This is a genomic window from Gynurincola endophyticus, from assembly GCF_003991195.1.
Lineage (GTDB): Bacteria > Bacteroidota > Bacteroidia > Chitinophagales > Chitinophagaceae > Gynurincola > Gynurincola endophyticus.
The window spans coordinates 190653-202980 of the sequence record NZ_RCWL01000003.1 but is presented as its reverse complement, the minus strand read 5'-3'; the positions used below and the strand labels follow the sequence as shown (position 1 = coordinate 202980).

The following is a 12328-nucleotide window of genomic DNA, read 5'->3' as shown; positions in this document are numbered from 1 at the left end:
TCTCTTCCTATTGTTGAGGCAAACTAATCAACCCTTTGTTCTTTATTTTTCTTATATGATAATAAATGTAAACTATTCCGATTATTGTTGGAAATATCCAATATTCCAAACCTCTTAACTTCATGCCACCCACCATAAAAGCAGTTACCGATGCGATCATTGCTCCTGACATTTTTCCGATATGCGACAATAGCCAGACGTTTTTCCGATGCATAAAAGTGCGGTACATTTTAAGATCCTGTATACTAAGCATTAAGGCAAGTATTCCGAAAAAGAAAAATAATACGCCGTTATTAGCCATTTTATTGATATATCCCCTTATGCCGAAAACTATCATACATAATGCAATCGCTAACATAGAAAAGGTAATCAAATAATCTACCCGGCTCGTCTTCGTTTTCATTTTTGGCTTAAACGTTAATGCCCTTTTGCCGGTAAGTACCATATAAACCGTAAAAAGGCCTATCAGAAACAAAAATGGGTTTTTATGCCCTGGTAGGTTACATACGACCAATGCGATGGCAGAACCGACAAGCAATGAGAAGTAAAATACATTTCCCAATTTTTTATGCAGAGAAGTACCCTTTTTTGTAACAAAAATCATCAGACCGGCCAGCAGTCCTATTGTTCCTAAAGCTGCGTGGATGTATATAAATGTTTTGATAATCTGTTCCATTTTCAGTTTGTTTTGTATTGCTGACTCAAAATTGCAGCAGAAAATATCATCTGAAAAACGAAACCGACCGAACTGTTGAATTCACCGGATGAGCTGTAAAATCACGTTACCAGCTGTAATATAGACTAGCCGGATTTACATAAATCCGAAAAGATTGATTAAAGGTGAGACACTTTGGTATTAAGCATCTTTTGTTACCCTTTTGTAGGTTTTTTAAGATTTTCATTAAATAATGACCCGCTAATTGCGATGTGATGCCGGCTAAAAAAGTATATTGTAGCTATAAATCAGGGTTAATGCGAAGTTTCTCTTTTATCATATTACTCACGGTTTCTTATTATAGTGGCTATGGTCAATCTCGTCTGGTAGATTCTTTACTGAAAGCAGAATCAATGAATCAGCTGAAAGATACTGCTCTCCTGAATACTTATATCGGACTAATCAGAGAGTTTGCAGTTTATGATACAGCAAAAAGTTTCATTTATTTTGATAAAGCTTTGCAGCTCAGCAAAAAGTTACAAAAGCCCGCCAAAACAGCCAGATCGTTTGCCGCTTTAATACTTACCTATTATTACAGCGGCCATTATGAAAAAGCTTTACAAGCCGCCGACAGTGCAGAGCTGATTTATTCCCGTGAAAAAGATATAGCCGGACAGGCCCTCACCGCTTATAAAAGAGGAAGAGTGTTGAACTCTCTTAGCCAAAACACCGCTTCCACTAAAGCATTATTGCGATCGCTTGAACTATATTCTCTTTTGAAAGATAGCTCAAAGTATGGAGCCACCGTTAACTGTATCGGAAGCAATTATTATATTCAGAGCGATTTTGCACAAGCCAGTAAATACTACACTGCAGGTTTAATCTTTTTTGAACAAAGACGCGATTCTGCTAACATTATTAATGCTCTGGTCAATCTCGGACTGGTTCATAAACGAATTAACAGGCTGGAGCAGGCATCTACCTATTTCAACACCGCAGAAGCCATCAGTCTTCGGTTCAATGACCAATATAACCTGGCTAAATTATATAGCTATAAAGGTGATATGCATGACCTGAAAAGCAATTACGATAGCGCTATGCTGGAATATGAAAAAGCCGGTTTTATTCAGGAAGCTATAAAAGACAGCGCCGGTCTTTCCTTAACATATACCAATTACGGTATTGCCGGCTACAATGCAGGGCTTTATTCACAAGCATATGATTTACTTCAAAAAGGAAGCAGCCTCTTATTCATGCGTAAAGATTTCAGGAATTATTCTGTAGCGCTCAGATACATGGGCCTTTGTATTCTTGCAGGCAAAGAGGACTTCCTAAAAAAACTGGGAATACCCCTTTATAAAAGATATCAGGTGGCTGAAGATTTTATTGTACAATCTCTAAACTACCCTGGTGAAGATGTTTCCAATGAAATGGAATCACTTAAACAACTGGCTTACATTTATAGTAAACAACAAAAGTATGATGCTGCCTATAGCGCCATGGTAAAAGCCGACTCCATTAAAGAAATAGTTTTCAATTCTGAAAAGAACGAAGAGATTATTCAGCACCGGCTTCAATATGAATATGAGAAAGAAACAACCATCAGAAAAATACAATATGAGGATGCGCTGGCCCGTGAAAAGTTGAATAGAAACTTTGTTGCTACAGCTATAGGCCTGATTGCAGTGACAGCCCTGGGGCTTTTTTATTTTAACAGCAGAAAAAAAGCCGCAATCGCCAGCAAAAAAGAAGCAGAGCTTAAAACGAAGGTTTTACGCCTGCAAATGAATCCTCATTTTATATTTAACTCATTAAATTCTGTAAGCGATTATATCAGAAAGAATGATATAGAGAATGCAGATGATTTTCTGATAAAGTTTGCTAAAACGATGCGAATGACATTAGAATATTCAGAACAAAAGTTTATCACGCTTTCTGAAGAAATTGGCTTTCTCAGGATATATACTCAGCTTGAATCAAGAAGAATGAACAACAGGTTCACATTTGAGGTATTGTTAGAGCAGCATATTCAACCTGAAAAAATACTGCTTCCGCCCCTGTTGTTACAACCTATTGTTGAAAACAGTATCTGGCACGGGATGACAAAAATCAAAACTGATGGAAAAATCATCTTACAGGTATCAAAAAAAGAAAACACTTTACAAATTCTGATCGAAGACAACGGAGCAGGATTAAGATTTTCTTCAGCTGCAAGCGACTATACTCACATAAAAGATTCAATGGCATTGAATATTACAAAAGCCAGACTGGCTTTATTGAACGATTCGTCAACGGTTATTCCGTGTATTGAGCTAATGGATAAAAAAGAGGGAGGAGTAAAAGTATTGGTTACTATCCCGTATATTAGTGAATAAGTTAAACCACCGATAAATATGGTACGAACCCTTATTGTTGATGACGAACGCCACTGTATTGACCGGCTTATTTATCTGTTGGAAAAAAATCACCCGGCGTCGATCGAAATAGTAGCAGCCGTTCAGTCTGTAGAAGAAGGACTGAATGTTTTAAAGGAACATACCGTAGACCTGCTTTTACTCGATGTTCAGATTCATGAACAAACCGCTTTTGACCTGCTTCGTAAAGCAGGCAACTTTAAATATCAGGTGATTTTTGTTACAGCTTATGAACATTATGCTATTGAAGCATTCAAATATAGCGCACTGCACTTTTTGTTAAAACCGGTTGACGGTGAGGAGTTAAACATAGCCATTTCGAAAAGCATTGAAGCAAAACATCAGGAAAAATATATCCGGCAAATTGAAACGCTGATGGAAAATATCAGCAGACCCGCAAATCAATCTAAGAGAATCGTTATTGCAACCTCAACAGGCTTAGAAATTCTTGAAACCACAGATATCATCAGATTAGAAAGCTCTATTAATTATACGAGCATTTATATTAAAAATCAAACTAAACTGGTAGTTGCAAAAACTTTAAAAGAATTTGAAGAGTTACTGTCGGGTTATTCCTTTTGTCGGGTACATCATTCACATCTTGTGAACCTTAAATACGTTAAACGGTATCTAAAAGGAACCGGTGGAAGTGTCATATTAGAGAACAATATAGAAGTACCGGTGTCTTCAAGAAAAAAAGAAGAGTTGTTAACTGCTCTTTCAAAGTTATAAAGGCTTTTCAAAGCTTCATCGATACGTCTAATCGTTTTACGACAGTTATGTTCCGTATAGCTACAGATAATAAACGCAGTGCGGCAGAAAATAAACAATCAAACAGTCATTGAACATAATCGGTAGTTTTGAAGATCATTCAGAATATTGATAAAATTCAACAACTGCTTTATGAAAAGATTTTTTGTTCTGGCGTTACTGTTGTCGGGCATGATGATCAACAAATCATCTGCTCAGGTATTTGAAAAAGGCACCAACATCATTAATGCAGGTATCGGCATCGGAGGTAATTATGGTAACTGGGGCGGAGCTTCCTCCTCACCCCAAATTAATGTTAGTTTTGAACACGGTATTTGGGAAGTCGGTGGCCCGGGAGTCATCAGCCTCGGAGGATACATAGGCCACAAATCCTACAAGCTCAACGCTTACGATTGGAAGTGGAACTATACCACCATTGGTGTAAGAGGTGCATATCATTATAATGGTTTAAACAATCCTAAAGTAGACCTTTACGGCGGATTAATGCTGGGTTACATGATTTATAATGCTACCGGTTATTCCGGTGGTTCGGGAGGTACCGGATTTAGTGCATTTGCCGGCGCAAGATATTTGTTTACAGATAATTTAGGCGCTTACGCCGAGCTGGGTGGAGGAAACTATAACTTATCCATTCTGAGTTTAGGACTGGCTTTGAAGTTTTAACCGCTATATCCATACTTACTGATGGGATAGTTTTAATCTATCCCATTTTTTTATTCATGTAAATTCAATCATATCTCTGCTTGAAAGCTAAAGGCCTCCTATTCAGCAACTCTCCAATAATTATTTTAGAATACGAGGTTAATCTCCGCAGATACATTATTATTGCTTATAATATTTAGTATATGCAATTAAGTAAAATAACTTTTTTCTGTATAATTACTTGTTTTATTTCAACTACTTGTTTGGCACAAAATACCGAGCTCAATAAAAAAATAGCTCAGCTGGATAGTCTTTTCTTTGGTGCGTACAATACCTGTGATACTGCTTTACAACGCACGATGTATTCAGATAAAATTGAGTTTTACCACGATAATACCGGGTTAGATACTTCTAAAAACAACATCATTGCCTCAACGGGAAAATACATTTGCGGACAGGTTTCAAGAGAACTCGTTCCGGGAAGTATGGAAATATACCCGATTCACGATTATGGTGCCGTTGCAATTGGTTTACACCGCTTTAAAAGCAGGTCGAACAATAACGAATTCTCTCCTCCTTTCAAGTTTATTATATTCTGGAAAAATACAAACGGTAAATGGACGATTGAGAAAGTAGTGAGCTTGCATATAGCAACTGAACAATAATCCAAAGCCTGAAGGTTTTAAATAAAAGCCGTACGCTATTATTAGTTGATTATGAGGTTATATTATTAAATAATTTCATAGCTCAATTTTGAGTGAATGATGTTTCTTTCCCTTTATTATTACTGTAAATACAAAACATCATTTTTGCCGCTCAAAAAATATTAAAAGAAAGTTGCTGATATGTTATGATTCTATAAATTAATTTACTTATTTCGCACTCGAATTTTACACATACATACTTTTACAATACACAACCATTACAATACAAACACTCTCCACCTGGGGGGTGTTTTTTTATGTATAGGAGCCGCGTACCGCCACCGCAGGTTCTACTTTTTTGCAGAACCGACAACATCTTCACCGTACTGATAACTTATTATTTTGTAGCAAAAGCGGCCTTGGAAAAACACAACAGCCTATACTAATAATATACGAATTTATCTGCACATCGCCAAAAATGAGGTAATAGTACCGAACCACTTTCAAATTATAAGAAAATTCAATATATTGTTCTTCTTAAGCTCTTAAAAAAGTGCTGCTGTTCAGCAAGTTTTAAGGAGATTTTGTCGTCTTATTGTACGACAGTTCAAAAATAGCCGGAACCGGTATGGGTTCCTGTCAGGATTTCAAATACTTTTCGCTAAAACAAACCAATGCACATGAGAAAAATTAGTACTACTCTCCTTCTCTGCTTATTTGCAGTTGTGTTATTCGCACAGGAGAAAGTAGATCTTGAAATGGTGAAAAAAATTCGCCAGGAAGGTCTGAACAATTCAAAAGTAATGGACTATGCTTTTTATTTAACCGACGTAAACGGACCAAGATTAGCCGGTTCTCCGGGTTATCTGAAAGCCGCTAACTGGGCTAAAGGTGAGCTTTCAAAAATCGGTCTGACCAATGCTGCACTGGAAGCATGGGGCGAATTCGGTAAAGGATGGGAATTACAAAAAAGTTATGTGGCTTTAACAGCTCCTTATTACAAACCTTTAATAGCTTATCCTAAAGCATGGACCGGTGGTTCAAACGGACTTAAAAATGCAGAAGTATTATTAATCGATGCTGCCGACACTACTGAATTATTAAAATACAAGGGCAAGCTGAAAGGTAAAGTTCTTATTCAATATAAAAACGATACATTAAAACATAGTTTCCGCGCAGACGCCGTTCGTTATACAGATGAAGAATTAACAGCAATGGCAAATGCGGCTCCTCCACAACCTCAGCAAAGACCAGCTGCCGGTGGCAATAACGACATGGCTAACAGAATGAGAACCATGCAGGCTGCTGCAAGAGTAGGTACCTTATTGAAAGAGTGGGCTATCAGTGAAGGTGCTGTTGCAATTTTAAGTTACAGCATGCGTGGCCACGATGGTACTTTATTTGTTTCAGGTGGCGGTTCTTATGCCAAAGGAGCTCCTGATGGTTTTCTTGATATCATGTTAACCGCTGAAGACTATCTTTCTATTTGCCGTTTAACAAAATCAGGTGTGCCTGTAAAATTAGATGTAGATGTAAAAAGTGCTTCTAATGAAAAAGATACAAAAGGATATAATGTAGTGGCTGAAATCAAAGGAAGCGACCCTACATTAGCTGCAGAAGTAGTAATGTTAGGTGGTCACCTGGATAGCTGGCATTCTGCCGGTGGTGCTACCGATAATGCAGCAGGAAGTGCTGTAATGATGGAGGCAGTTCGTATTTTAAAAGCAGTGGGAGCAAAACCCCGTCGTACTATCCGTATCGGATTATGGGGCGGTGAAGAACAAGGTTTACACGGCTCAAGAGGATATGTGAAAAATCACTTCGCCGATCCTGCTACCATGGAATTGAAACCTGAACATGCTAAATTCTCTTCTTATTTCAATATTGATAATGGTACCGGTAAAATCAGAGGTATCTATCTTCAGGGAAATGAGAAAGTAAAAGATATTTTCTCTAAATGGTTAGAACCATTCCACGATTTAGGCGCTACTACTGTTACCATTTCTAATACCGGCGGTACCGACCACCAGTCATTTGATGCAGTAGGTTTACCCGGTTTCCAGTTCATTCAGGATCCGATTGAATACAGCACCCGTACACACCATACCAATATGGATACATACGATCACTTAATTGCTGACGATCTTAAACAAATCGCTACCATCGTAGCTTCTTTTGTTTACCATGCAGCGATGAGAGATGAAAAACTTCCTCGTAAAGAGCTTCCTCAACCGAGAAGCACTGGTGGAAGACCATAATAAAGACTTTTTATCCCTGGTAAAACAACTGAAAACCCTGTCTGATAAGGTCAGACAGGGTTTTTTCTTTATAACAATTTACCCCTGGATAAGCAATATCGCATACATCCTCCCGTTTTAGTGAAGGAAACTCAATTCGTTTAAACACAAACTCTATGAAAAAAACGCTTTTGCATGCCTTTTTTACTACCGTTCTGTTTGCATTTCTATTACCCGCCTGTTCGAAAGACAAAGAAGATGACAAAACTGTAGAACCTACTATTTATGGTACCTGGCAATCAACCACCTCAGGTGATTTTTATTTTAAAAGTGGTGAGCCGGACAATACTTCAGACGATAATGTGATTATAGAAATAAAAAAAGACGGAACAGGTGTTTTCAATTATACAGAGGGTGACTCGGAAAACTTTACCTGGAAAAGTGACGAATATCCCGATCATGTTCTCATCCAGAACTTCTATTTCATTGTAAAATCGGTAACTGATAACAACCTGTTTCTATTAGCTGATCCGGCAGTAAATGATATTGAAGTTACCAACGAGACACTTAGCTTCGGAGTGAAATTTAAAAAGATAAAGTAATCTGTTTAATCGTTTTCCGGTTGTATTCATATGAACCGGCTAATAAAACAATCATATACAAAACTTGAATTCTATGAAAAAAACACTTTTACGTGTATTCTTTGTTTCTGCCTTGTTTTCTACTTTTTTAATCAGTTGTAAAAAAGATAAAGATCCTGCACTGGAAGGAAAATGGGAAATGACTGCTACGGGCGTTTATTATTTTAATAGCGGAGCAAAAGTGGAAGGCGTTAACGCACCTGACCTTCCTTCCAATTTTATCATTGACCTGAGAGGTGATGGTTCCGGAACGGCTACTATTGGCGGTGAAACTGAGAATTTCACCTGGAAAAGCGAAGGCAACAACCAAAAAATCAGCCTGATGGAAAGCACATTCCATGTAAAAAAATTATCCGATAACGAATTATTCATTTTATTAGATCCGAATGACATCGGTGATGAAGAAGAAGATATTACCGATCAAACAATGACTATCGGATTAACTTTTAAGCGCCTCTAACGATTTATTCAGTAAACGGATTATTATTTCTTAATAGTCATTCATAATAATACTGAAAATGCCCGCAATCGATGCGGGCATTTGTTATTTTGTAATCTCTTTATAATAAGTATGATTCACCGTATACTTCATTCCCAACGCTTTCATAATAGTAGCAGCAAATTGTGCCTGGTATATTTTTGAATCAGATTCAAACAGTTTCGCCGATGGCCCAATGGCTGCAAACCAGATTTCATTAGACCCCTTCGTTCCGGATCCGTGCCCGATCCATCCCTTGTCCTCAATAGCTCCCCTTCCGTGATCAGTCGTAATTAATAAGGTTGTTTTGTTTTTATATTGTTTGTCTGATTGAATATAGTTCCATAATATTTTTAGCCATTTATCTGACTGATGAATGGCTTCTACATAGAAATCATATTGACTGCTATGTGCAAACTCGTCGGTATCGCCCAATGCTATAACAAGTACACGAGGCTTGTCTTTTTTCAGGTACTCCAGAGCATGGTAGAACGTTACATAATCTAAACGCTCTGCGTCATGAAACAATTTAGGCAACTCGTGTTGTTGTTGATTCAATAGTTTTTGAAAGTCATTCAGGTTACCTTCCAGATTGCGGAAACCGTCATTCACCAGCAGTCCTGAACGTTTATCATTTAAAATATAGCTGAATCGATCCCAGGAGCCGAATACCGCTATCTTGTTTTTAAATGCCGCTTGTTTCGATAATACCTCCAGGAAACTCACATTAGGGTTGTAGAACTTATCGTTTGAATTAATAGCCGAATCGGGATAGCCGGTAAAAATTTCGTTATATCCCGGATAAGAGAACCAATAAGGGTTGGCTACTTCAACCAGTGAATTTTCAGTTCTGTTTCCCAACAAAACACCGTTCGGTTTCAGTTGCTGATGTAAAAACGGCATTAAGAGGTTTGCTTTTTCAATTCCCGATTGTGCGTCAAATTGTTTTTTCAGGTGCTGATAATTTTTCGCGCTCATCATTGTGCTGTCTACTCCACCAAAAACTTCCTGCCAGCGAACGCCGTCAATGGTTACGATTACAAAATACTCTGATGTTTGTGCCTTAACGGCAATTTGCAAAAACAATAAAAAAGCTAAAGATATGAACCTCATCGTACTTGAATTTATTGATCCGAATGTACACTTTAGTTTTATTCAATCATTGACTTTTGCTTTAAGTATAGGTTATTTTGTTATTGACAAATGATAAATAAGTGTATTTTCTACCCATTTGCCCTAACCGCTTTGTATGATTTTATGCCAAAAAGAACAAGGGAAAAGCTTTATCTCGTATTTTTACGATCTCTAACAATTGTCATAGTTGGAGAAAGTTTTCTAAAGAATACTTTTAGGGGTTGACAAAAAAAAGCCTGTTCGAAAGAACAGGCTTTTGTATACAACCTTAATCTAAATTATGAACAAGTTATCCTTGTCAAACTCTTTATGATTAGTTCAAGTTTTTAATTAACTCGATCAATTTATATTTTGTATCACTTAATTCAGAAGTTCCTTCTTCTGTATTCAGTTTAATTACATTTGACTTCTGATCAATTTCACCGATTTCATTTTTGATGCTGGTAATTTCCTTATCAATATGCTTCAGTTCGGTGATAATATTTTTCTTTCTCAATAACTTGTTTCTAAGGCCTTCATAATCCTGAATCAATTTAGAATTCAGGTTTTCGTTGATTTCCTGAATTTCATTCAGTACATCTGCGGTTACAGAAAGACTAAACACAGAAGAACCATATTCCATAAAGTTCTTAGATGAATAAATATGGAAATCGCGTTTAGAATAACGGTGTAACTCTTCTACCAGCTCAGCTCTGGGACCAATTGTTCTGTTACCTTCAATCATCCAGATCCAATCCGGTTTATAATCGTCTGTTACTAATAAAATATCTTTATTGTGGTATTTAGAAATATCCATGATCTGTTTCCAGAAAACCAGGTCAGCATATTTTACTTCTTCGATCTCTGATTTCTGTTCAAATCCGGGAGGAATCTGCTTTTCGTAACGTTTTTTTCCTTCCTGGTAAATTTTCTTCATGCGCTCGTCATCGTACGAATTCGAGATTCTTGAAGTAAAGATCTGATCAATTCTTTCGAAAATCGGGTCGTCGTAAATAAAACGCTCAAATCTCTTTTTGCTTTTTACTACTTCCGCCTGAATTTCTTCAAAAGAAGCTTCAATCTTATCTTTTAATAAAGGAGATAAAAATGGTTGTTTATTGTCAGACTGAATTTCTACTAAAATATCGTTCAGGTTTTTCTGTAAATGCTCATATACTTTATACTGCTGCAAAATAACGTCAATTCTGTTTCTATTATAATCAAATGCAGCCTGATGGGGTAAATACACTCTTTCAGAAAACTTCTCAATGATTTCAAACAAGGCATTGGTGGTAGATTCTGAATAACGATAAAGGTTCAACAATACTTTCGCATCAAAAACAATTAAACCTTCGTTTAGGATTCTTACAATATCACTCTCTGATTTTAATACATAACCAGGAAATAATTTTTTCATAATTTAGTTGGATTAGGTTGGGGTTATTGTGTATATGAACGTCTGAATATTATTCTTAGTGTATAAAATTTTTTATTTTCTCCTTATTTCACAAAATTCACAGCATATTCCCTTAGCAAGGAATAAAGAATACACTTAAAAACATGTAAACAGAAGGAATTATTTTTTACAATAGACCTGATAAACTGGTCTATACATGAATAGATTTCATTGTATATAAAGAATTTTATATACAGAAGGGTATTACGAATTAGGGTGTTTTAGGTAGTGCAATTTAGTCTTTTCTAACTCATTTTTATTCTTTTATGTTTAAGTATTCATTAATTTTTTTGCTTAGTATCAACGAAATCAACGATTATGTAAACCATAAGATCAGCATTCCTGTATTTTATTGAAATGTTATTTAGTTGAAAAATATCGTTGATCGATTTCATATGTTTTAAATTCCGCTTATTTTCCATTCTTGAAAACTTAACATATGTTTCAAAACGTGGCTCCAGACAAGAAAAAACATTTTTGGGTAGGTTTAGCAATGGGAATTGTTTTGCAATTTTTCGGATTGATGATCTTCCATTTTCATTGGGCGATTATTCTGGTCATTGCATTCCTTGTTTGCTTTCTGATTGCTTATGGCTTTGAATTGTTTTCAAAGTTTACCGGCTGGGGGCATTATGAAGTGAATGATGCTATCGCAACTGTTATCGGTTCTTTACTGGGGTTAATATTAACTACAGTGATGTATTATATTATTATATAAAAAATCCCCCCAACTTTGTTGGGGGGATAATTATTTAAAAAGGAAGATCATCATCAGAATAATCCTGGTTTGTAACACCCGGAGGAGCGATATCCCCTTCGCCTGAATCACCTCCCGCCTTTACTACCTTCCATGCTTTCACATCAGTATACCATTTACCATTAAACTCCCTGCTCTCAACATCTATGGATGCCACCACTTTTTCTCCCATGGTAAACGACTTCAAATCTATTTTATCACCCCAAACAGTAATACATACTTTTTTAGGATAAGTATCGCCGGTTTCAATTACAAAACCTTGTTTAACCCACTCTCCGTTTTTACCACTCCCTCTTTGCTCGGGCAGAATCTGCTGTAATTTTCCAGTTATTTCCATATTAACTATTTGATCAAATTTATACCATATTGCTTTAACTATATACGTAACCCGCGAGAAGGTTGTTTAAAAACTGAAAAAAATATTAATATTATTAAATATCAATGTTATACATATGAAAATTATCAATATTTAGAGAAAATTTTACCTGTGTCAACATTTTATGCTTTTCGTCGCGTTTAT

General features: G+C 36.4%; 12 protein-coding genes. 8 read left to right on the top strand and 4 right to left on the bottom strand.

Translation table 11 applies throughout. The features are described 5' to 3' along the window. Positions 1-7: 7 nt before the first annotated feature. On the bottom strand, positions 8-676 hold the full coding sequence (locus D9O48_RS07430) for a DUF2306 domain-containing protein (protein WP_126972220.1): 669 nt from the start codon (positions 674-676) through the stop codon (positions 8-10). Positions 677-972: 296 nt separating this feature from the next. Here D9O48_RS07430 and D9O48_RS07425 point away from each other — a divergent pair, with 296 nt between their 5' ends. The 7 genes from D9O48_RS07425 to D9O48_RS07395 all read left to right on the top strand — a co-directional run bounded on the left by D9O48_RS07425 (position 973) and on the right by D9O48_RS07395 (position 8464). Then, complete coding sequence (locus tag D9O48_RS07425) at positions 973-3030, top strand: tetratricopeptide repeat-containing sensor histidine kinase (protein WP_158624843.1); 2058 nt, start codon at positions 973-975, stop codon at positions 3028-3030. Between the two features lie 18 nt (positions 3031-3048). Beyond that, on the top strand, positions 3049-3801 hold the full coding sequence (locus D9O48_RS07420) for a LytR/AlgR family response regulator transcription factor (protein WP_126972216.1): 753 nt from the start codon (positions 3049-3051) through the stop codon (positions 3799-3801). 171 nt (positions 3802-3972) lie between these two features. Further along, positions 3973-4503 carry a hypothetical protein gene (locus D9O48_RS07415; RefSeq protein ID WP_126972214.1) on the top strand — a complete coding sequence of 177 codons (531 nt, stop codon included), beginning with the start codon at positions 3973-3975 and terminating at the stop codon, positions 4501-4503. Positions 4504-4745: 242 nt separating this feature from the next. After that, positions 4746-5147: a nuclear transport factor 2 family protein gene (locus D9O48_RS07410; protein WP_199750526.1), complete on the top strand. Its 402-nt coding sequence runs from the start codon at positions 4746-4748 to the stop codon at positions 5145-5147. A 659-nt stretch (positions 5148-5806) separates the two neighbouring features. Continuing rightward, positions 5807-7384 (top strand): M28 family metallopeptidase, encoded by a 1578-nt coding sequence (locus D9O48_RS07405; protein WP_126972212.1) that lies wholly within the window; start codon positions 5807-5809, stop codon positions 7382-7384. 155 nt (positions 7385-7539) lie between these two features. Next, entirely contained in the window at positions 7540-7965 is a 426-nt protein-coding gene (locus D9O48_RS07400; protein WP_126972210.1) for a hypothetical protein, read from the top strand. Between the two features lie 73 nt (positions 7966-8038). Further along, positions 8039-8464, top strand: a complete 426-nt coding sequence (locus D9O48_RS07395; protein WP_126972208.1) for a hypothetical protein — start codon at positions 8039-8041, stop codon at positions 8462-8464. Positions 8465-8548: 84 nt separating this feature from the next. Here the strand turns inward: D9O48_RS07395 and D9O48_RS07390 are convergent, their stop codons facing one another. Together D9O48_RS07390 and D9O48_RS07385 are read right to left on the bottom strand one after the other, a co-directional pair. Next, on the bottom strand, positions 8549-9595 hold the full coding sequence (locus D9O48_RS07390) for an alkaline phosphatase family protein (RefSeq protein ID WP_126972206.1): 1047 nt from the start codon (positions 9593-9595) through the stop codon (positions 8549-8551). 334 nt (positions 9596-9929) lie between these two features. After that, positions 9930-11012, bottom strand: coding sequence for a PIN-like domain-containing protein (locus D9O48_RS07385; RefSeq protein WP_126972204.1), 1083 nt, complete (start codon positions 11010-11012; stop codon positions 9930-9932). A 478-nt stretch (positions 11013-11490) separates the two neighbouring features. On the opposite strand from D9O48_RS07385, the gene D9O48_RS07380 reads away from it, so the two are divergent. Next, positions 11491-11769 (top strand): hypothetical protein, encoded by a 279-nt coding sequence (locus D9O48_RS07380; RefSeq protein ID WP_126972202.1) that lies wholly within the window; start codon positions 11491-11493, stop codon positions 11767-11769. 34 nt (positions 11770-11803) lie between these two features. Here D9O48_RS07380 and D9O48_RS07375 read toward each other — a convergent pair whose 3' ends face one another. Next, entirely contained in the window at positions 11804-12145 is a 342-nt protein-coding gene (locus tag D9O48_RS07375) for a DUF3127 domain-containing protein (RefSeq protein ID WP_126972200.1), read from the bottom strand. Positions 12146-12328 lie beyond the last annotated feature (183 nt).